We start from the raw sequence: 22990 nt of genomic DNA on the forward strand, positions 1-22990 counted from the left end.
AGAGCCTTCGTCAGACCATTCCCTGTGATGCGACGGTGTTCGGTTCGTGGAGGTCGGTGCGCAGGATGCCGTAGAGGGCCATGTCCCGTCGCTGGCCGCCGCGTAGCCGCGCGCCGCGGATCACCCCGTCTCGCCGGAACCCGGCCTTCTCCAGGGCACGTCGCCCGGCCTCGTCGTCGACGTCCACACCGGACTCGACCCGGTCCACGTCGGTGGTGGCGAACAGGTGCTCGACGAGCAACCGTTGCGCGGTGGTGCCCACCCCACGGCCGCGGGCGTCGGGAACCACGTCGGCCTCGATGTTCCAGGCCGCGCAGCCAAACGTGGTGCCATGGCCCACCGCGTGCCAGCTGACCAAACCGAGCAGGCTTCCGGTCGCGGCGTCGAGTACCGCTGCGCGGGACGTCGCTCGCGGCGCCTCGGGAGACATCCGGCCGTCCTGGTCGAGCGCGAAGGCGCGGTCGGATGCGGACGCGACCGCCCGGCCATCGCCGGGTCGGGCACGTGCGAGCACCACGCCATCCCGCTGTGCGAGAACCTCGCGCTCGCCGTCGATCGACTCCAGGTCGGAGCGCAACAGGCTGTACGACAACAGGTCTCGACTCTGGCCGCCCCGCCGCTCGATCCCGCGCACGAGGCCCTCGAGCCGGAAGCCGGCCCCTTCCAGCCCTCGCCGGGCAGGAGTGTTCTCCGGGTCCGTCACCGCCTGGATGCGATCCATCTCGGTGGTCGCGAACAGATGTCTGGCCAACAACAAACCCGCGCGGGAGCTCAGTCCACGACCACGGACGCCCGGCAGCATGTAGAAACCCTGGTTCCATCCGATGCCCGCGACCGTGACGATGTGGGGAACGGGGCGCCAACTCATCGTGCCGAGCAGCTCACCGGTCTCCAGAAGCATGAGCCCGGCCCAGAACCTGGGAACCTCCAGGGGAACGGGCCGATCGTCCGGATCGGGTTCGAAGGGGTCGACACACCGGGACCGGACGGACTCCCGTTCACCGTCGACCAGTTCGACGAGGGCGAGCACGTCGTCGCTGGCAAGGATCTTCCGGGCGGTCCCGGCGTCGACGTCGCTCGTCCCGTCGGCGTCCGGCCCAGACTGGGGAGTTTTCACTCTGGCACCACCACTTCGGTCTCCCGGGCTCGTGCTGTCGCATGCTAGTCCGAATCTGGTGTGGGGCAAGGACTCTCTCCCGAGCGACCAGGCCGCACGCGCCACCACCCGACCGCGGCCACCGTCCCCGCCAGAACGCCGAGCATGGCGAACACCGCGATCGCGGTCGACGGAGAGCTGTACTGGGCGACCACGCCGGCGAGCGCGGCACCAAGACCCTGGCTCCCGCGCACCATGGCGTTGGCCAACCCGTAGGCCTGACCCCGCCGTTCCGCCGGCACGGTTCGGGTGAACGTCGCGACGGCGATCGCGTCGTGCCCCGACAGCAACCCGCACAACGCGCACAGCGCGACCGTGATCCCCAGACCTGGAACCAGTCCGATGGGCAGCAACACCGCGCTGGTGGCCACGGCCAACGGGCCGAGCAGCACCAGCCGCCGTGAGGGCGGCACAAGGCGGGTGAGGAGCGCGGATCCGAGCGCGCTGCCCGCGGGGAGGGCGGCCAACAGCAAACCGATCGATGCCGTGCCGACCCCGATCTGCGCCGCGAGAGGAACCGCCAGCCCTTCTGGCACGGTGTAGAAGCCGGCGAGGCAGCCGAACGCCAGCAGGTACCGCAGTTTCCGGTCGCGCCATACCAGACCCGCCAGCGAGCGGAACGCCGTCAACAACGCTGGAGGCGCTCCTCCCGTCGTTTGTGGCGGGTGCGCGCCCAGCCCCCGCGCGACGAGCACAGCGGAGGCGAGGAACGTCGCCGAGTCGAGCAACAGTGCCCACTCCGGGCCCAACCACGCCACCAACGGTGCACCCACGGCGTATCCGCCGAGAATGCCGGCCTGTAGCGCGGTATAGACCAGCCCCATGCCAACCTCGTACCGGTCCCCGTGGAGGATCACCGGCATGATCGTTGCGCGGGCGGCCTTGTACGGCGCCCCGGCGAGCGGCACCGCGAACACCAGCACACCCAGCACCCACAGCGGCATCCCGGGCACCGCCATGACCGCCACCAGCCCGGCCCGCAACAGGTCGCACACGATCATCAGAGCGCGCCGCTGGAACCGGTCGGCCAACCCGGCGAGCAGCGGCCCGGCCACCAACTCGGGAAGCAGAGTGAGCGCGTAGCTCAACGCCGCCAACGCCGACGAACCAGTGCGGTCGAACACCAGCACCGCCAACGCCACCCGAGCCAACTGATCCCCGGCGATCGACACCACGTGCGTCGCGAACAAAACCCGGAACTCACCGACGGCGAACACATCCCGGTACCTGGCGGCACGCTCGCCGTCCCCAACCGCCGTTCGATCGCGCATCCGCACGAGTATGGCCTTCACCGGCCATACCCATCCACCCCTTGACAAACACGCCGGTTTCCCTGGCGCAGAACAGATCCTCGGCCGGGACTGGTCGCCGAGACAGGTTTTGTGTTCCTTGGGGGTGGACGCACTCGGTGACCTGCGGGTTTATTTGTCCGGCGGATGTGTCAGGCGCCGAACAATCAATTTCTAGTCAGTCATGTGGTGGCCAGGGCATGGTCAGTACGTTGGTCGGTCTCCGCTGGGCGGAACCGGTTGAGCGCGGTGAGGTGCTTGGCGCGCATCGCGTGGTCGCGGACGCCGAGGCCCTCGGTCGGGGCGAGGCACAGCACGCCGACCTTGCCCTGGTGCCGGTTGCGGTGCACCTCGTACGCGGCCTGGCCGACCTGGTCCATGGGGTACACAGTGGACAGCGTGGGGTGGATGGCGCCCTGCCGCACCAGGCGGTTGGCCTCCCACGCCTCGCGGTAGTTCGCGAAGTGCGATCCGACGATCCGCTTCAGGTTCATCCAGAGGTACCGGTTGTCGAACTGGTGCAGGTACCCGGACGTCGACGCGCACGTCACGATCGTGCCGCCTTTGCGGGTGACGAACACGCTTGCGCCGAACGTCTCCCGGCCCGGGTGTTCGAACACGATGTCCGGGTCGTCGCCGCCGGTCAGCTCGCGGATCCGTGCGCCGAAACGCTTCCACTCCTTCTGGTCCTGCGTGTGTTCGTCCTTCCAGAACCGGTAGTCTTCCGCGCTGCGGTCGATGATCAGCTCCGCGCCCATCTTCCGGCAGATCTCCGCCTTCCGCGGGCTGGACACCACGCACACCGGCACGGCACCGCCGTTGAGCGCGAACTGGGTCGCGTACGAGCCAAGCCCGCCGGAGGCACCCCAGATGAGCACCGTGTCGCCCTGTTTCATGTCCGCGCCGTTGCGGGACACGAGCTGCCGGTACGCCGTAGAGTTGACGAGGCCGGGGCTCGCGGCCTCCTCCCACGTGAGGTGGTCCGGCTTGGGCATGAGCTGGTTGGACTTGACCAGGGCCAGCTCGGCGAGGCCGCCGAAGTTCGTCTCGAAGCCCCAGATCCGCTGCTCGGGGTCCAGCATGGTGTCGTTGTGGCCGTCCGGGTTCTCCAGTTCGACGGACAGGCAGTGCGCGACCACCTCGTCGCCGGCCTTCCACCGGTGCACGCCCGGCCCGGTGCGCAGCACCACGCCGGAGAGGTCGGAGCCGACCACGTGGTAGGGCAGATCGTGGCGCTTGGCGAGCGGTGACGTCTTGCCGTAGCGGCGCAGGAAACCGAAGGTGGGCATCGGTTCGAAGATCGACGTCCACACGGTGTTGTAGTTGATGGCGCTCGCCATCACCGCGACCAGCGCCTCACCCGGGCCCAGCTCGGGTGTCGGCACCTCGTCGACGCACAGGGAACGCCGGGGGTCCTTGTCCTCGGTGGCCATGCCGGCGAACATGTCCACCTCGTCGGCGCGCACGGTCACCCCGCGATAGAAGTCGGGCACTTCGAGGTCGCCGACCGCGGCCAGGTCGTCGGCGAGAATCGCGTCGAGGATCTTCCGCACGGCTGCAACTCCTTGTCCTGTCAGGGGTTCGCTTGGCGCACCGGCACAGTCGGGACGCTACCCGAGAACTCGCGGGTCGGACGGTCACCAACGGCCGGACCCGGTGAGACTACCCACGTTGGTTATGGCTTCCGCCAAGTGTCGTGGGCGAACCTGACGAGGGTCGGACACATCCGCGCGCATGTGGGAGAAGGGCTGGAGATGCCATGCGGCAGCTCGAGGTGGCACTGATCGGCGCGGGACTGATAGCACGTTTACACCTGGACGCGTGGATCGGCGCCGGGGCCGCTGTCCGTGTGTACTCCGACGACGGCCGTGCCGCCGACATGGCACGCGAGTTCGGCGCCAGGGCGGTCGACTCCTTGGCCGAGGCGCTGGATGGCGCGAATGTCGTGGACATCTGCACCCCGACCGACAGTCATCACGAGATCGCCATGGCCGCGATCGCCGCCGGTGTGGGTGTGGTGTGCGAGAAACCGTTGGCGGCCACCGCCGAGGAGGCCGAGGAGATCGTCGCCGCGGCGGCGCGGGCCGGTGTGCGGCTGTATCCTGCCCACGACGTGCGTTTCGCCCCGCCGTACGCCCGACTCCACGAGCTGGTGGCGACCGGCGGCATCGGCGAGGGTGCGGTCGGACGGTTCTTCTTCTCCGCGTACCACCCTCGGCCCTGGACCGGGCACAAATCCGCCCGGTCGGGAGGAATCCTGACCGATCAGATGCTGCACGGCGTCGACCTGGCGTACTGGATCTTCGGGGACGTCGTGCGGGTGCACGCCTACTACCAGGGCGAGATCGCCACACCGGCTCCGGAGGGGGCCGTTGCGACCGGGACCGCCGTGCTCACCCATGCCAGTGGTGCGCTCAGCCAGGTCATCAGCCGGTGGACCGCCACGCCGAAACCTCCCGTTCGGGTGTCATTCCACGTCTCCGGTACCGGTGGGACCGTGTCCTACGACTCCGAGTGGCCCCAGGAAGTCCGGATCGCCGACGGTGAGGCCGGGAACTTCGGCTACGCGGGGGAATCGGTGTTCGTCACCGAAATGCGGGAGTTCGCCCAGGCCTTCGCGGGAGGGCCCGAACCGCGTCTTGGCGCGCGGGACGCGCTTGCCGCCGTCCGCATCACCCAGGCCGCGGCGGAGTCCGCGTGGACAGGGCGTGCCGTCGAACTGTCGGTGAAGGGAGCCGCATGAAGGTCGCCGTCCTGTCGTTCGCGCACGAGCGTGCCGAGACCTACGTCAGGCTGTTGCGTGACATGCCCGGCGTCGACCTGGTCACCGCGGATCCCGACGGTGCGGCGGGTGATCCGGTCCGGGGACGGGCGATGGCCGAGCGGCTCGGTGTGTCGTATGTGGACAGTTGGGACGAGGTGTTCGCGTCGGGCGTCGAAGGGGTGGTGGTCACTAGCGAGGTCGACCGGCGCCGTGAGCTGGTCGACCTCGCGGGCGAGGCGGAGGCGTTCGTGCTGTGCGAGCAGCCGCTGGCCACCAAGGAAGCGGACGTGAAAGCCATGGTGGACGCCTGTGACATCGGCGGGGTTCGCCTCACGGTCGCGTCCCCTGCCTGCTTCAGCGGGGCGTTCGCCGCTGTGCGCCAAGGGATCGCCGACGGTGTCGTCGGCACGCTGACGACAGTCCACGGGTCGTACCACAGCACCCCGTCGGGCCGGGGAGAGGTGGACGGCGGTGCGCTGGCCTCCAACGCGCCGTTCCTGCTCGACCTGGTGGACGCGGTGCTCGACGGGGAGCCCGCGGAACAGGTGTACGCACAGACGAACAATGTCCTCAGTGGACATCCGGGTGTCGAGAGCGCGGCACTGGTCACCGTGCGGTATTCGAGTGGGATGGTCGCGGCGATCGACTGCGGCTGGAGCCTGTCGCCGCCGAACGGACCGGCCGTGACCTTCGTCGGTGACCGGGCGAGCGTGGAGTACGACGCCTCTCCGCGACTGCTCGGCGGATACGACGCGGCCACCGGCACCGCACGGTGGGAGCCGGGTGGGGCCGACCCGTACGCGGTGATGTTGAAGGACTTCGTCTCCGCAGTCGACAATGGACAGTGGACCGGCCCCGACGGTGCGGCGGGGTTGCGTACGTTGCGGATCATCCAAGCGGCCTATGAGTCGGCACAGACCGGTCAGCCTGTCGATATCGGTTGATGGCGGCCCTACCAGCCTGAGGGATGTCGGGTGGTCGTGGCCCGTCTAGCTTGGTTTCAGAGCCAGTTGTTCGCGTCCGGCGGGAACGCCTGCCCGAGGGAGAAGGAATCGATGACCGACGCCATTTCTTTCGAGGTGCCGTGGGCGCGGACCGACAAGTTCGACCCTCCTTCGGTATTCGCGACGCTCCGCGAAGAACGCCCGCTCGCGAGGATGGTCTACCCGGACGGGCACGTCGGCTGGATCGTCTCCAGCTACGAGTTGGTGCGCGAGGTCCTCAGCGATCCGCGGTTCAGCCACAGCTGCGAGGTCGGTCACTTCCCGGTGACGCACCAGGGACAGGTGATCCCGACCCATCCGTTGATTCCCGGGATGTTCATCCACATGGATCCGCCCGAACACACCCGGTACCGCCGCCTGCTGACCGGTGAGTTCACTGTTCGCCGGACGAGCCGGCTGACGTCGCGTGTCGAGGCCGTTGCCGCAGAACAGCTCGACGTCATGCGTGAGCACGGCGCTCCCGCGGATCTGGTGGCGACCTTCGCCAAACCACTTGTCCTGCGGGTGTTGTCGGAGATGGTCGGCCTGCCCTACGGCGAACGTGACCGATACGTACACGCGGTTACCCTCCTGCACGACGCGGAGGCGGACCCGGCGGAGGCGGCCGCTGCCTACGGGCAGGCGCAGGAATTCTTCGGCGAGGTCATCGAGAGAAGGCGGAAGCAGCCCGAAGACGATCTCATCAGCGTCCTCGTCGCCGACGAGGAACTGACCGCGGAAGAGCTGTGCAACATCGTGACGCTGATGCTGTTCGCGGGCTACGAGACCACGGAGAGCGCGCTGGCCGTCGGTGTTTTCGCGCTGCTGCACCACAACGATCAACTGGCGGCCCTCCGGGCGGACCCCAGGAAACTCGACGCCGCGATCGAAGAGCTTCTTCGCTACCTCACCGTCAACCAGTACCACACCTACCGTACCGCGTTGGAGGACATCAAACTCAACGGTGAGGTGATCAGGAAAGGGGACAGTGTCACGGTGTCGCTTCCCGCGGCCAACCGTGACCCGGCGAAGTTCTCCTGCCCCGAGAAGCTGGACATCGATCGCGAGACGTCAGGTCACGTGGCGTTCGGCTTCGGCATCCACCAGTGCCTCGGCCAGAACCTGGCGCGCGTCGAGCTGCGTGCCGGTCTGTCCGCTCTCCTCCAGGCGTTCCCCGACCTCCGGTTGGCCGTCGCGGCCGACGAGGTGCCGCTGCGCCTGCAGGGGTCTGTCTTCGCGGTGGAGACGCTGCCCGTCTCCTGGTGAGCGTTCTTCCCACCGAGCCCCGAAAGGATCCGCGGTATGGTGCGCACCGACCTCATCAAGCCGTTGCCGGTCGCACTCCAGGAGAACGCGGCCCGCTTTCCCGACAAGGTGGCTTTCGAGGACGACCGGCGGGCGGTCACCTACACCGACCTCGAGGCGCGGACGCGCAGGCTGGCCGGGCACCTGGCGAGCCTCGGTGTTCTGCACGGCGACCGGGTCGCGATCTGCCTGCGCAACACGGTGTCCACTGTGGAGAGCTATCTCGCGATCGTGCGCGCGGGCGGCGTCGGGGTGCCGCTCAACCCCGCCTCGGCCCTCGCCGAGCTGGAGTACCTGCTGGCCGACAGCGGCGCCACGGTGGTCATCACCGATGCCACACAGGCCGAGCGGCTCGAGGCGGCCACCCTGCTGGTGACCGGCGACGCCCCGGCGGGAACCCATCCTTACGACGAACTCGCCGTCACCGAACCGGCCCAGCCCGCTCGCGACGACCTCGCCCTCGACGACGTGGCCTGGACGTTCTACACCTCGGGGACCACCGGCCGGCCCAAGGGCGTCCTGTCGACCCAGCGCAACTGCCTCTGGTCCGTGGCCTCGACCTATGTGCCGATTCCGGGACTGACGCACCAGGACCGGGTTCTCTGGCCGCTCCCGCTGTTCCACAGCCTTTCGCACATCGCGTGCGTTCTCTCCGTCACCGTGGTCGGGGCCACCGCGCGGATCATGGACGGGGCGTCCCCGGACGACGTGATGCGGACGCTCCGCGACGACGCGCCGACCTTCCTGGCCGGTGTGCCCACGACGTACCACCACCTGGTGAAGGCGGCCCGGCAGAACGGTTTCTCCGCACCCGGACTGCGGATCGGCCTGGTCGGGGGAGCGGTCCTCGGAGCCGGGTTGCGCCGGGAGTTCGAGGAGATCTTCCGCGTCCCGCTGGTCGACGCCTACGGCAGCACCGAGACGTGCGGGGCCATCACCATGAACCCGCCGGACGGTCCCCGGGTCGACGGGTCCTGTGGCCTGCCAGCGCCGGGAGTCGGGGTCCGCATCGTCAACCCCACCACCGGGATCGACGTTCCCGTCGGCGAGGAAGGGGAGGTGTGGGTCAGCGGGCCGAACGTCATGGCCGGCTACCACAACAGTCCGGACGCGACCGCCGAGGCGATGCGGGACGGCTGGTTCCGGACCGGCGACCTGGCCAGCTGTGACGACGCCGGCTACGTCACCATCCGCGGCCGGATCAAGGAACTCGTCATCCGCGGTGGGGAGAACATCCACCCCGCGGAAGTGGAGGCGGTCCTGCGCACCGTCCCCGGTGTCGCCGACGTGGCGGTGGCCGGCGCGCCCCACGACACGCTCGGCGAAGTGCCGGTCGCGTACGTGATCCCCGGTCCCTCCGGGTTCGACGTCCAGGCCCTGATCACTCGGTGCCGCGAGCAACTCTCCCCCTACAAGGTGCCCGAACAGGTCCACGAGGTCGCGACCATTCCCCGGACCGCGTCGGGCAAGATCCAGCGGCGTCTCCTGGCGGACCAGCCGAGCTGGCTGCGGTACGCGGCGAGCGGACACCACGACGCGCTGATGAGCGTGGAGTGGACGCCGGTGACCGCGCCGACGACGCGCTCGGCCGGGAGTTGGGTGGTGGTCGGTCCGGCGGCCGGACTCGTCACCGCTCTGCAAGCAACCGGTGTCACGGTGCGGCAGTACCAGGACCTCGCCGAGATGGCCGGCGCCGAGGCGGTTCCAGACGTGACCGTTCTCGTCGGGTCGGCCGGACCCGCGCGCGATCCGGTCGCCGCGGGACGGGACGACGCCCGTCTTCTGGAAGAGCACGTGCGCGTCTGGTCGGCACGACCGGAACTGGCGGCGTCCCGACTCGTCGTCCTCACCCGCGCCGCGGTCGCGACCCCCGCGGCGGACCTTCCACTCACCGCCGTCGAAGTCGAGGACACACCGCCCGACCCGGACATCCTGCTGGCCGCGGCCGCGTCGAACGAGCCGCGACTCACGGTGCGGTCGGGCGTACTGCTGGCGCCCCGGTTGGCCCGCCTGCCCGTGGTCGATGTGCCGCGGGCGGAATCGTGGCCGGGTGCCGCCGGCACGGTGGTGGTCACCGGAGCGGACACCCAGCACGGCGCGTGGTTGGCACACCATCTGGCGACTGTTCACAGGGCGAGCCTGCTGCTCGTCAATTCCCCCGGCGCCGAACCGGATTCCGTCGAGACGGGCACTGGCCGCGTGACCGCGGACGGGCGGAATCCGGAGCCGTTGCGAGCCGCGTTGGCCGGCCTCCGGCGTCCGGTGACCGCGGTGGTGCATGCCGCCGACGATCCCGAACTGGCGCTGCACCTCGATGAGATGACCGGGCCTGCCGCGTTCGTCGTGGTGTCCGATGTGGCCGGGTTGCCAGGAGCACCCGGTGCGACCATGAACGGGATCCTGACCGATGCCGTGCTGCGGGCCCGCCGAGTGCGGAACCTGCCCGGTGCTTTCGTCGGCTGGTCCCACGACACTGGCCGGCTGAGCGACCTGCTCACCGCGTTCGAGCACGCCATCACCACGAACCGTCCGTCGGTGCTGGCGATGCGGGCAGACGCACAGGAAAGTCTGTCTGAGCAGAGGGAGCCGGACGGTGCCGTCACCGCTGCCCTAAGTGACCGACTGTCCGGACTGGACGAACGCGCGCAGCTGGCACTACTGGAAGACCTGGTCCGGACGCAGGCCGCCGTCGTGCTGCGACAGCCGGGCCCCGAGTCGGTCCCGGCCGACCGCGCCTTCCGCGACCTGGGCTTCACCTCGATGGCCATCGTCGAACTGCGCAACCGGCTGACCGAAAGCACCGGGCTGCGGCTGCCCGCCACCGTCGTCTTCGACCACCCCACCCCGGTGGCGTTGGCGGCCTGTCTGCGTGCCGAGATCCTGGGCGTCACCCCGCCGGTCAACGAGCCGGCCATGGTGGCCGATCCCGATGAGCCGATCGCGATCGTGGGCATGGCCTGCCGGCTGCCTGGTGCGGTGGCGAGCCCGGAGGACCTGTGGAAGCTGGTGGCCGACGGAGTCGACGCCGTCGCCGAGTTTCCCGGCGACCGGGGCTGGGACCTTGACCGTCTGTTCGACCCGGACCCTGACCGTGCGGGCACCTCGTACACGAGTCAGGGCGGGTTCCTCGACGGAGCGGGACTGTTCGACGCGGGGTTCTTCGGGATCTCGCCGCGTGAGGCGCTCGCGATGGACCCGCAGCAGCGGTTGTTGCTGGAGACCTCGTGGGAGGCGCTGGAACGGGCGGGCGTCGACCCGCTCTCGTTGAAGGGCGCCGATGTCGGGGTGTTCTCCGGCTTGATGGGCCAGGGTTACGGGTCGGGTGCGGTCTCGCCGGAACTGGAAGGGTTCACGACCACCGGGTCGGCGTCCAGCGTGGCGTCGGGCCGAGTGTCCTATGTGTTTGGTTTCGAGGGTCCCTCGGTGACGGTGGACACGGCGTGTTCGTCGTCGCTGGTGGCGATGCACCTTGCGGCGCAGGCGTTGCGGTCGGGTGAGTGCTCGATGGCGCTGGCCGGCGGAGCGACCGTGATGGCCACGCCCGGGAGCTTTGTCGAGTTCTCCCGGCAGCGGGCACTCGCGCCCGACGGGAGATGCAAGGCGTTCTCGTCGACGGCCGACGGGACCGGCTGGGCCGAGGGCGCCGGCGTGGTCGTCCTGGAGCGACTGTCGGTCGCGCGGGAACGCGGACACCGGATTCTCGCGGTGTTGCGCGGTTCGGCGGTGAACTCCGACGGTGCGTCGAACGGTCTGACTGCGCCGAATGGTCTGTCACAGCAGCGGGTGATCCGCCGGGCGCTCGCCGCGGCGGGACTCACACCGTCCGATGTGGACGTGGTCGAGGCGCATGGCACCGGGACCGCTCTGGGCGATCCGATCGAGGCACAGGCGTTGCTGGCCACGTACGGACAAGGCAGAGAACGCCCGTTGTGGTTGGGGTCGTTGAAGTCCAACATCGGGCATGCGCAGGCGGCCGCGGGTGTGGCCGGCGTGATCAAGATGGTGCAGGCGCTACGGCACGGCGTCCTTCCGGCGACCTTGCACGTCGAAGAGCCGACGTCCGAAGTGGACTGGTCCGCCGGTGCGGTGGAGTTGCTGATCCGGGCCCGGGACTGGCCGCGCGGTGATCGACCGCGGCGAGCCGGGGTGTCGTCGTTCGGTGTCAGCGGGACGAACGCGCATGTGATCCTGGAGGAGGCGCCCGCCGAGGACATGGCGCCGACAGAGGCGTCAACCACCGGAGTGGTGCCCCTGGTCGTGTCGGCACGGAGTTCCGGGTCGCTGGCGGGGCAGGCCGGGCGGCTGGCCGCGTTGGTCGAGAACGACTCACTGGCCGGCGTGGCCGGGGCGTTGGTGTCGAGCCGGGCGGTGCTGGCGATGCGGGCCGTCGTGGTGGCGGGTTCTCGCGAGGAAGCACTGACCGGCCTTGGCGCACTGGCCCGTGGTGAGCACGTACCCGGTGTGGTGACCGGCAGCGCGGATGTGCCGGGCAAGATCGTGTGGGTGTTCCCGGGCCAGGGCACGCAGTGGGCCGGGATGGGCCGGGAACTACTCGAGTCGTCTCCGGTGTTCGCGATGCGGATCTCCGAGTGTGCTGCCGCGCTGGAGCCGTGGATCGACTGGTCTCTTGTGGACGTTCTGAACGGCGATGCGGAGCCCGAGCTGCTCGGCCGGGTCGATGTGCTGCAACCCGCCTGTTTCGCGGTGATGGTGGGATTGGCGGCGGTGTGGGCGTCGGTGGGCGTCGTGCCGGATGCTGTGGTGGGTCATTCGCAGGGTGAGATCGCGGCCGCGTGTGTGTCGGGTGCTCTGTCTCTTGAGGACGCCGCGAAGGTGGTGGCGTTGCGCAGTCAGGCCATCGCCGCGGAGTTGTCCGGGCGTGGCGGCATGGCCTCGGTCGCCCTCGGTGAGGGTGAGGTGGTCGCGCGGCTTTCGCCGTGGGCCGGTCGGGTCGAGGTGGCCGCGGTCAACGGGCCGTCCTCGGTGGTGATCGCGGGGGACGCGCAGGCGTTGGACGAGGCGCTGGAAGCGTTGTCCAGCAGTGGTGTTCGGGTTCGGCGGGTGGCGGTGGACTACGCCTCGCACACCCGGCATGTGGAGGACATCCGCGACACGCTCGCCGAGGCGCTCGCCGGGATCAGTGCGCAGGCACCGATGGTGCCGTTCTATTCCACCGTGATCGACGGTTGGGTGCGGGACGCCGGTGTCGTCGACGGCGGGTACTGGTATCGGAACCTGCGTCACCAGGTGGGTTTCGGCCCGGCCGTGGCCGCCCTGCAGGCGCAGGGGCATGGCGTGTTCGTCGAGGTGAGTGCGCATCCGGTGTTGGTGCAGCCCCTTTCCGAGATCACCGACGGTCTCGTTGTCGGGTCGTTGCGGCGGGACGACGGTGGTCCTCGGCGGCTGCTGACCTCGATGGCGGAGTTGTTCGTTCGGGGTGTCGGGGTGGACTGGGGCCTGCCCGCGCCGACCGCCCCGGTGGACCTGCCGACCTACGCCTTCGACCACCAGCACTACTGGCTCCAACCCGAGCCGGTGACCGACGCCGCGTCGCTGGGTCAGTCGGCGGCCGATCACCCGCTGCTCGGCGCGGTCGTCAGCCTGCCGAACTCAGCCGGATTCGTCGCGACGTCGAGGTGGTCGGTTCGGTCGTACCCCTGGCTCACGGACCCCGTCATGCCGAACGCGGCACTGGTCGAAACGGCCATCCGGCTCGGCGATCTGACCGGCACCCCCGTCCTCGACGAACTGACCGTCGACACACCCGTGGTGCTGCCCCGCGACATCCAGGCCATCATCGGCGAGCCCGGCGACACGCGACGGCGATCGGTGGACATCTACTCCCGCGCCGCGGACGCCCCTGTGGACGCGCCCTGGACACGCCACGCGCACGGCACGCTGGCTCCCGTCGCGACTGAAGCGGCACCCTCGAACGCCCAACCCGCCACCGAAGTCACCCTGGACGGTGCCGCACTCCGCGACGCCGACCGCTACGGGATGCACCCCGCCCTGCTCGACGCCGCCGTCCGCACGGTCATCCCCGACGACATGCTCCCGTCCGTCTGGAAAGGCGTGTCCCTGCTGGCATCGGGCGGCACCGCACTGCAGGTGCGACCCGAAGGCCCTGGGTTGCGACTGACCGACATGACGGGGCAACCCGTCATGACCGTCGACGCGGTCCTCGGCAGGCCGTTCACCGCAGAACCGGTGGGGTTGCCGCCCGATGCCCTGTTCCGCGTCGACTGGACCCCGCTGCCACTGCCCACAGTGGACCGCGTCATCGACATCGTGACCGTCGAGGACGTCGACACGACGGCGGCACCGGACGTCCTGCTGTACGAGGCCGTCCCCGGAGATCCCCGCGCGTCGGTCAACGCCGCGCTCGCGGTGATCCAGGACTGGCTCGCCGAACCAGCACTGGCGGACACCCGGCTCGCCGTCGTCACCGGAGACTGCGCCGAACCCGACGCGGCCGCGGTGTGGGGCCTGGTGCGCTCGGCGCAGTCGGAGCACCCCGACCGGATCGTGCTGGCGGACCTCGACGACCGGACCGCCCTACCCGTCGTTCTCCTGAGCGGCGAACCGCAGGTGCGGGTCCGCCACGGGCATGCGACGGTGCCGCGCCTGACACGGGTGTCGCCACCCGAACCGGGGCGTCCTCTCGACCCCGACGGCACCGTACTGATCACCGGCGGCACCGGAACCCTCGGCGCGACGACGGCACGGCACCTCGTCACCGCACACGGCATCCGCCATCTGCTCCTGGTCAGCCGTGGCGGCAGCGCCCCGGAACTCCACGCTGAACTCACCGCGATGGGCGCGTCCGTCACGATCACCGCCTGCGACACGGCTGATCGGGCCCAGCTCGAGGCTGTCCTGCGGGCCATCCCGGCCGAACACCCGCTCACCGCGGTGATCCACGCCGCCGGTGTCCTCGACGACGGGGTGCTCACCGAGCTGACCCCGGAACGGGTCGACACCGTGTTGCGGCCCAAGGTGGACGCCGCCCTGCACCTGGACGAACTGACCCGGGACACCGACCTCGCCGCGTTCGTGCTGTTCTCCTCGGCGGCGGGCGCGCTGGGCAACCCCGGGCAGGCCAACTACGCGGCGGCCAACGCATGTCTGGACGCGGTCGCGCACCAGCGCCACCGCCTCGGTCTGCCCGCCGTGTCCCTCGCCTGGGGCTACTGGGCGACGGTCAGCGCCATGACCCAGCACCTGGGCACCGCGGACCTGGCACGCACCAGGCGCACCGGCATGGTCGGCCTTTCCGCCACCGAGGGAACGGCGCTCCTGGACGCCGCCCTGACCGCCGACGACACGCTGGTGGCGGCGAAGTTCGACCTGCGCGCGACGGCGACCGCTGATCCGGTCCCACCGCTGCTGCGTGGTCTGGTCCCGGCCGCGCGACCCGTGGCCGGGACCCTCGCCTCGTCCGCGTCGCTCGCGAAGCGCCTCGCCGGCCTCGCCGACACCGAACAGACCGAGACCGTGCTCGACCTGGTGCGGAAGCACGCCGCCGAGGTGCTCGGACACACCACCACCGACGCCGTCCACCCCGGCCGGACCTTCAAGGAGGCCGGGTTCGACTCGCTGACCGCGGTGGAGTTGCGGAACCGGCTGGCCGCCGCGACCGGGCTCACCCTGTCCCCGGCGATGATCTTCGACTACCCGAAGCCCACCGCGCTCGCCGAGCACCTGCGCGTGAAGCTCCTCGGCGGCTCCACGCCACGCTCTGCCGAAACCAACCGACCGACAACCGACGAGCCCATCGCCATCGTGGCGATGGCGTGCCGCTTCCCCGCCGGCGTGCACAGCCCGGAGGACCTCTGGCGCGTCGTGGCCGACGGGGTCGACGCCGTCACCGAGTTCCCCACCGACCGCGGCTGGGACACCGACCGGCTCTACCACGCGGACCCCGACCACGAAGGCACCACCTACGTGCGGCACGGCGCCTTCCTCGACGACGCCGCCGGGTTCGACGCCGCCTTCTTCGGCATCTCACCGAACGAGGCCCTCGCCATGGACCCGCAGCAGCGGCTGCTGCTGGAGACGTCCTGGGAGGCGTTCGAACGCGCCGCGATCGACCCGACAACCCTCGCCGGACAGGACGTCGGCGTCTTCGTCGGCGTCAACAGCCACGACTACAGCATGCGGATGCAAGCGGCGTCCGGCGTCGAGGGCTTCCGCCTCACCGGCAGCTCCGGCAGCGTCATCTCCGGCCGCGTCGCCTACCACTTCGGCTTCGAAGGCCCCGCCATCACGGTCGACACGGCCTGCTCCTCCTCGCTGGTGGCACTGCACATGGCGACGCAGGCGCTCCAGCGCGGCGAGTGCACCATGGCGCTGGCCGGCGGCGTGATGGTGATGGGCACCGTCGAGACCTTCGTCGAGTTCTCCCGGCAGCGCGGGCTGGCGCCCGACGGCCGGTGCAAGGCGTTCGCCGACGGCGCGGACGGCACCGGCTGGTCCGAGGGCGTGGGCCTGCTGCTCGTGGAGCGGCTGTCGGACGCGCGCCGCCGCGGTCACCAGGTGCTGGCCGTGGTCCGCGGGTCGGCGGTGAACTCCGACGGCGCGTCGAACGGGCTCACCGCGCCGAACGGCCCGTCCCAGCAACGGGTGATCCGCAAGGCACTCACCGCCGCCGGGCTGTCCACATCGGACATCGACGCCGTGGAGGCGCACGGCACCGGCACGACCCTCGGCGACCCGATCGAGGCGGAGGCGCTCCTCGCGACCTACGGCCAGGGCCGGCCGGCGGACCAGCCGCTGTGGCTGGGGTCGGTGAAGTCGAACATCGGACACACGCAGGCGGCCGCGGGGGTCGCCGGCGTGATCAAGATGGTCATGGCGATGCGGCACGGCGTTCTCCCGCCGACACTGCACGTGGATCGGCCTTCGTCCAATGTGGACTGGTCGGCGGGTGTCGTGGCACTGCTGACCGAGGCCCGCGACTGGCCGGAGAACGGCAGGCCCCGCCGGGCCGGGGTGTCGTCCTTCGGCATTGGCGGCACCAACGCGCACGTCGTCCTCGAAGCGGTCCCAGAACAGCCGACGCCTCCTGGGCCCGAGCCGGCCGGTGTCCCCATCCCGGTACTCGTGTCCGGGCGGACGCCGGCCGGGTTGCGTGGCCAGGCCGGCGGTCTTGCCCGGTTCTTCCGCGAACGGCCCGACGTGCGCCACGCCGACGCCGCCCACGCGCTCGCCACCACACGGGCTCACCTCGACCACCGTGCCGTCGTCGTGGCGTCCGACAGGGAACAGCTCTGCGCGGACCTGTCCGCCGTCGAGCGCGGTGTGCCGAGTCCCGCGGTCGTGTCCGGCACCCCGGTCACGGGGAAGCTGGCCATCCTCTTCACCGGTCAGGGCAGTCAGTGGGCGGGCATGGGCCGCCAACTCGCCGAGACGTTCCCGGTCTTCCGCGACGCCTTTGCCGCCGCGTGCACGGCCGTGGAGGAGCACCTGCCCGGGGCATGCCCCCTGCGTGAGGTGGTGTTCGGATCCGATGGCGACCTGCTCGACCAGACCATGTACACGCAGGGCGCCTTGTTCGCGCTGGAAACCGCGCTGTTCCGGCTCTTCGAGTCCTGGGGCGTGCGACCCGATCTCCTCGCGGGCCACTCGATCGGGGAGATCACCGCCGCCCACGCTGCCGGCGTGCTCGATCTGCACGAGGCGGCCACGCTGGTCGCCGCACGAGGCCGGTTGATGCAGGATCTGCCCGAAGGCGGTGCGATGGTCGCGGTCCAGGCGACCGAGGCCGAGGTCGCGCCGCTGCTCGACCGGGCGGACGGCGTGGTCTGCGTCGCGGCGGTCAACGGGCCCGACTCGGTCGTGCTCTCCGGCGACGAGAACGCCGTGCTGGCCGTCGCGGGAGAGCTCGCGGGCCGTGGCCGCAAGACGCGGCGGTTGCCGGTCAGCCATGCCTTCCACTCGCCCCTCATGGCACCCATGCTCGACGAGTTCCGCGGCGTGGTGGCCGATTTGTCGTTCCAGCCGGGCGTTCTGCCCATCGTGTCCACGTTGACCGGCGCCCTCGCCGAGGACGGGCGGCTCGGCAGCCCCGACTACTGGGTCGACCAGGCACGGCACGCGGTCCGGTTCGGCGACGCCGTCACCGCGCTGCGTGACCAGGGCGCGACGACGTTCCTCGAGCTGGGCCCCGGCGGGGTCCTCGCCGCGATGGCGCTGGGCCAACAGGGACAGGGCTGTGTCGCCACGCTACGCAAGGACGGCACGGAGGCCCTCGACGTCCTGACCGCGCTCGCGGAGTTGCACGTGCGTGGTGTGGCCGTGGACTGGCCGGCCGTGCTCGACCGGCCGGTCGTGGCGGTCGGCGCCGAGCTGCCCACCTACGCGTTCCAGCACCAGCGGTACTGGGTCGACGCCGATGACGTCGTCGCGCGGGAACACGACGACCCGCTGAAGCCCGCCGACAGCCTGGCCGCCGAGCCGCGCTCGGTGATGGACCTGGTCATGGAGAGCGTCGCCGTCGTGCTCGGCCACCGCGAGTCGGACGGGATCGGCGAGGAGCAGTCCTTCAAGAGCCTCGGGTTCGACTCGTTGAGCGCGGTCAAGCTCCGCAACCGCCTGCAGGACTTCACCGGACTGAACCTGTCCAGCACCCTGGTATTCGACTACCCGACCCCCGCCATCCTCGCGGCCCATCTGCGGGCCGAGCTGCAGGGTGAGCGACCGGTGGTGGTCACCCCGACGGCGGCGCCGGTCTCCGACGAGCCGATCGCGATCGTCGCGATGAGCACCCGGCTACCCGGCGGCGTGGACAGTCCCGAGGAACTGTGGGATCTGGTGTTGGGGCAGCGGGACGCGGTGTCCGGTTTTCCTCTCGACCGCGGTTGGGACCTCGACGGGCTGTACCACCCGGACCCGGCCAACCCCGGCACGAGCTACACCCGCTCGGGTGGGTTCCTGTACGACGCCGCGCGGTTCGACGCCGGGCTCTTCGGGATCTCGCCTCGCGAGGCACTCGCCATGGACCCGCAGCAGCGGTTGTTGCTGGAGACCTCGTGGGAGGCGCTGGAGCGAGCGGGCATCGACCCGCTTTCCGTCAAGGGCAAGGACATCGGCGTCTTCACCGGGATCGTCCACCACGACTACGTGACCCGGCTCCGCCAGGTCCCCGACGACGTCCAGGGCTACCTCATGACCGGAACGGCGTCGAGCGTGGCGTCCGGCCGGGTGTCCTATGTGTTCGGTTTCGAGGGGCCCGCGGTCACGGTCGACACGGCGTGCTCGTCGTCCCTGGTGACGATGCACCTTGCCGCACAGGCGTTGCGGCAGGGCGAGTGCTCGATGGCACTGGCCGGCGGCGCCACCGTGATGGCCAGCCCGGACGCCTTCCTGGAGTTCTCCCGGCAGCGGGGCCTGTCCGCCGACGGACGCTGCAAGGCCTACGCGGACGGCGCGGACGGCACCGGCTGGGCCGAAGGCGTCGGCGTGGTGCTGCTGGAGCGTCTGTCGGTGGCGCGGGAGCGCGGGCACCCGGTGCTGGCGCTGCTGCGTGGTTCCGCGGTGAACCAGGACGGTGCCTCGAACGGGTTGACCGCGCCGAACGGCCCGTCACAGCAGCGGGTGATCCGTGGGGCGTTGGCGAGTGCCGGGCTGTCGCCGTCCGATGTGGACGTCGTGGAGGGGCACGGGACCGGGACCGCGTTGGGCGACCCGATCGAGGCGCAGGCGTTGCTCGCCACGTATGGGCAGGGCCGGGAACGCCCGTTGTGGTTGGGGTCGTTGAAGTCGAACATCGGACACACGCAGGCGGCCGCCGGGGTGGCCGGTGTGATCAAGATGGTGCAGGCGCTCCAGCACGAGACCCTGCCGGCGACACTGCACGCGGACACACCCACCACCCAGGTCGACTGGACCGCGGGTGCGGTGAAGCTGTTGATCCAGGCGCGGGAGTGGCCGCGTGCCGACCGTCCCCGCCGGGCCGCGGTGTCCTCGTTCGGGGCCAGTGGGACGAACGCGCACCTCATCCTGGAGGAGGCACCCGCCGAGGACTCGCCTGTCGGCACCGAGGCGCCCACCGGCATGACACCACTCGTGGTGACGGCGGGGACCGCGGGTGCGCTGGCCGGACAGGCCGGCCGGCTGGCGGTCTTCCTCGAGGGCGCCGGTGACGTGCCGCTGGCCGCTGTGGCCGGGGCACTGCTGTCGAGCCGGGCGACGCTAGGGCAGCGAGCCGTCGTCGTGGCGAGCACGCGCGAGGAGGCCCTGTCCGGGCTGAACGCGTTGGCACGCGGCGAGAACGCACCCGCTCTGGTGACCGGCAGCGTGGATGTGCCGGGCAAGAAGGTGTGGGTGTTCCCGGGCCAGGGCTCGCAGTGGGTCGGCATGGGCCGCGAGTTGCTGGACTCCTCTCCGGTGTTCGCCGAACGGATAGGGGAGTGTGCCGCCGCGTTGGCGCCCTGGGTTGACTGGTCCCTTGTGGACGTTCTGCGGGATGGGACCGGCCTGCTGGACCGGGTCGACGTGTTGCAGCCGGCCTGTTTCGCGGTGATGGTGGGTCTTGCCGCGGTGTGGTCGTCGGTCGGTGTGGTGCCGGACGCGGTCGTGGGTCATTCACAGGGTGAGATCGCGGCCGCGTGTGTGTCGGGCGCTCTGTCCCTTGAGGACGCCGCGAAGGTGGTTGCCCTGCGCAGCCAGGCCATCGCCGCGAAGCTGTCCGGCCGCGGTGGCATGGCCTCGGTCGCTCTCCCCGAGGACGACGTGACCGCCCGGTTGGTACCCTGGGCGGACCGGGTCGAGGTGGCCGCGGTCAACAGCCCCGCATCCGTGGTGATCGCCGGTGACGCCGAGGCGTTGGGCGAGGCGCTGGAAGCGTTGTCCGGTGACGGTGTTCGGGTGCGGCGGGTGGCGGTGGACTACGCCTCACACACCCGGCACGTGGAGGACATCCGCGACACGCTCGCCGAGGCGCTGGCGGGGATCACCGCCCAGGAGCCGGTGATTCCGTTCTACTCCACCATGCTCGGGGACTGGGTGCGGGACGCCGATGTCGTCGGCGGTGACTACTGGTACCGGAACCTGCGTCACCAGGTGGGTTTCGGTCCGGCCGTGGCCGCGCTGGTCGAGCAGGGGCACGGGGTCTTCGTCGAGGTGAGTGCGCATCCGGTGTTGGTGCAGCCGATTTCCGAGATCACTGACGGTCTCGTGGTGGGGTCGCTGCGGCGGGACGACGGCGGTCCTCGGCGGTTGCTGACCTCGATGGCGGAGCTGTTCGTCCGAGGTGTCGCGGTGGACTGGGGCCTGCCCGCACCGACCGCCCGCGTGAACCTGCCGACGTACGCCTTCGAACGCCGGCACTACTGGCTGCACGAGGCGGAAACGACCACCGAGGCCGCAGAGGGGGTCGACGCCGACTTCTGGACCGCGATCGAGCGGTCCGATGTGGACTCACTCGCCGAGCTGCTCGACATGGCGTCCGCCGACCAGCGCACGGCCCTGGACGCCGTCGTGCCCGTGCTGGCGGACTGGCGGGAGAAACGCCGCGAGCGGTCGACGGCGGAGAAGCTGCGCTACCACGTCACCTGGCAGCCGCTCGAACATGAAGCCGCCGGCGTGCCAGGCGGACGGTGGCTCGTCGTCGCGCCGTCCGGGCACCAGGACGCCGCTCTCCTCACCGAGCTGGCCGGACAGGGACTCGACATGGTCCTGCTGGAGGTCGGCGAGCGGGACCGCGCCAGGGAACGGCTCGCCGAACGGCTGACCGCGGTGCTGGCCGAGCACGACCTCACCGGCGTGCTGTCCCTGCTCGCCCTGGACCAGGAGACGCAGGAGCCGACCGCCGTCGCGGCGACGACACTCGCGCTCGTCCAGGCCCTGGGCGGCCGCAACGCCACCGCACCACTGTGGTGCGTGACCCGGGGCGCGGTGAACATCGGCATCCAGGACGCCCTCACCGCGCCTGCCCAGGCGGCACTGTGGGGTCTCGGCCGCGCCGTCGCACTGGAACGCCTCGACCGGTGGGGCGGCCTGGTCGACCTGCCCGCCACGAACGGCCCACGCACGGCCCAACAACTGCTCGGCGTACTGAGCGGCACCGGTGAGGACCAGCTCGCGATCCGGCGGTCGGGCGTCTACGGCCGGCGGCTGGTCCGCAAACCCGAGTCCACGAGCGAGGGTCGCTGGCAGCCCCGGGGCACGGTACTGGTGACCGGCGGCGCCGAGGGGCTCGGCCGGCACGCCGCGGTCTGGCTCGCACTCGCCGGCGCCGAACGGCTCATCGTCACCACCACCGCGACCGCACCCGCCGAGAGCGTGCCGGACCTGCGTGCCGAACTGGCCGAACTGGGCGTGGACACCGTGGTGGAGTCCTGCGCCGACGCCGACCGGGACACGGTCGAACGGCTGGTCACCGCGACGGACCCGGCGCGACCGCTCACGGCCGTGGTGCACGCCGCCGACATCACCCAGACCAGCTCCGTCGACGACACCGGCACGGCAGACCTCGCCGAGGTGTTCGCGGCCAAAGTGGACACCGCGCGCCGGCTGGACGGGCTGTTCGCGGACACCCCGCTCGACGCGTTCGTCGTCTTCTCCTCGATCGCCGGTGTCTGGGGTGGCGGCGGCCAGGGCCCGTCCGGCGCGGCGAACGCCGTCCTCGACGCGGTTGTCGAATGGCGCCGCGCCAGGGGTCTCAACGCGACGTCGATCGCCTGGGGCGCGCTGGACGAGATCGGCGTCGGCATGGACGAGGCCGCGCTCGCCCAGCTCCGCCGCCGCGGTGTCCTCCCCATGGCACCACGACTGGCGGTCACGGCGTTTGTGCAGGCGGTGCGGGCCAACGAGAAGTTCGTGACCGTGGCCGACATGGACTGGGGCGCCTTCATTCCCGCGTTCACCTCCGTCCGCCCCAGCCCGCTGTTCGCCGACCTGCCCGAGGCGAAGGCGGCACTGGCGGCATCGCAACCCGACACCGAGAACGGCGACACAACCGCGTCCCTCGCGGACTCCCTGAGAGCGGTGCCGGACAGCGAGCAGAACCGCATCCTGCTCCGGCTGGTCCGCGGCCACGCGTCGACAGTCCTCGGCCACAGCGGCGCCGAGGGCATCGGCCCGCGCCAGGCGTTCCAGGACGTCGGCTTCGACTCGCTGGCCGCCGTCAACCTTCGCAACAGCCTGCACGGGGCCACCGGGCTGCGGCTGCCGGCGACGCTGATCTTCGACTACCCCACCCCGGAGGCGCTGGTCGGCTACCTGCGTGCCGAGCTGCTCACGGAGGTCGACGACGACACCGACGGCCGGGAGGACGACCTGCGGCGGGTCCTCGCCTCCGTGCCGTTCGCCCGGTTCAAGGAGGCCGGCGTGCTGGACACCCTGCTCGGTCTGGCCGAGCAGGGCGCGGAGACGGACGGTGTGGCCCCGCCGGCCCCGAGGGAGCCCACCGCCGAGAACGACGTGGACCTGATCGACGGGCTCGACATCGCCGGCCTCGTGCGGCGAGCCCTGGGCAAGACGAGCTGAGAAC

The 22990-nt window shown here is 70.7% G+C and carries 7 protein-coding genes; 4 read left to right on the forward strand and 3 right to left on the reverse strand.

The genetic code is table 11. The features are described 5' to 3' along the window. Window positions 1-10 precede the first annotated feature (10 nt). The 3 genes from VF106_RS16065 to ccrA form a co-directional block, all read right to left on the reverse strand. A complete protein-coding gene (locus tag VF106_RS16065; RefSeq protein ID WP_330840515.1) occupies window positions 11-1117 on the reverse strand; it encodes a GNAT family N-acetyltransferase in 1107 nt (368 codons plus the stop codon). Between the two features lie 44 nt (window positions 1118-1161). After that, window positions 1162-2427 (reverse strand): MFS transporter, encoded by a 1266-nt coding sequence (locus tag VF106_RS16070; RefSeq protein WP_330840516.1) that lies wholly within the window; start codon window positions 2425-2427, stop codon window positions 1162-1164. 200 nt (window positions 2428-2627) lie between these two features. After that, the gene (gene ccrA / locus VF106_RS16075) at window positions 2628-3998 is read right to left on the reverse strand and encodes a crotonyl-CoA carboxylase/reductase (RefSeq protein WP_330840517.1); all 1371 of its coding nucleotides are present in this window, start codon (window positions 3996-3998) and stop codon (window positions 2628-2630) included. A 206-nt stretch (window positions 3999-4204) separates the two neighbouring features. On the opposite strand from ccrA, the gene VF106_RS16080 reads away from it, so the two are divergent. The 4 genes from VF106_RS16080 to VF106_RS16095 all read left to right on the forward strand — a co-directional run bounded on the left by VF106_RS16080 (window position 4205) and on the right by VF106_RS16095 (window position 22986). Beyond that, the gene (locus VF106_RS16080; RefSeq protein ID WP_330840518.1) at window positions 4205-5188 is read left to right on the forward strand and encodes a Gfo/Idh/MocA family protein; all 984 of its coding nucleotides are present in this window, start codon (window positions 4205-4207) and stop codon (window positions 5186-5188) included. Then, entirely contained in the window at window positions 5185-6153 is a 969-nt protein-coding gene (locus VF106_RS16085; RefSeq protein ID WP_330840519.1) for a Gfo/Idh/MocA family protein, read from the forward strand. The genes VF106_RS16080 and VF106_RS16085 overlap by 4 nt, the downstream gene beginning before the upstream one ends. Before the next feature lie 111 nt (window positions 6154-6264). Beyond that, complete coding sequence (locus tag VF106_RS16090) at window positions 6265-7458, forward strand: cytochrome P450 (RefSeq protein WP_330840520.1); 1194 nt, start codon at window positions 6265-6267, stop codon at window positions 7456-7458. 36 nt (window positions 7459-7494) lie between these two features. Further along, window positions 7495-22986 (forward strand): type I polyketide synthase, encoded by a 15492-nt coding sequence (locus VF106_RS16095; protein ID WP_414638978.1) that lies wholly within the window; start codon window positions 7495-7497, stop codon window positions 22984-22986. Window positions 22987-22990: the final 4 nt, after the last annotated feature.

The organism is Actinophytocola sp., assembly GCF_036378875.1.
GTDB lineage: Bacteria > Actinomycetota > Actinomycetes > Mycobacteriales > Pseudonocardiaceae > Actinophytocola.

Excerpts from the sequence above, each read along its gene's own strand:
- VF106_RS16085 (WP_330840519.1), top strand. The coding sequence starts at position 5,185 with ATGAAGGTCGCCGTCCTGTCGTTCGCGCACGAGCGTGCCGAGACCTAC.
- VF106_RS16095 (WP_414638978.1), top strand. The coding sequence starts at position 7,495 with ATGGTGCGCACCGACCTCATCAAGCCGTTGCCGGTCGCACTCCAGGAG.
- VF106_RS16090 (WP_330840520.1), top strand. The coding sequence starts at position 6,265 with ATGACCGACGCCATTTCTTTCGAGGTGCCGTGGGCGCGGACCGACAAG.
- VF106_RS16070 (WP_330840516.1), bottom strand. The coding sequence starts at position 2,427 with ATGCGCGATCGAACGGCGGTTGGGGACGGCGAGCGTGCCGCCAGGTAC.
- VF106_RS16080 (WP_330840518.1), top strand. The coding sequence starts at position 4,205 with ATGCGGCAGCTCGAGGTGGCACTGATCGGCGCGGGACTGATAGCACGT.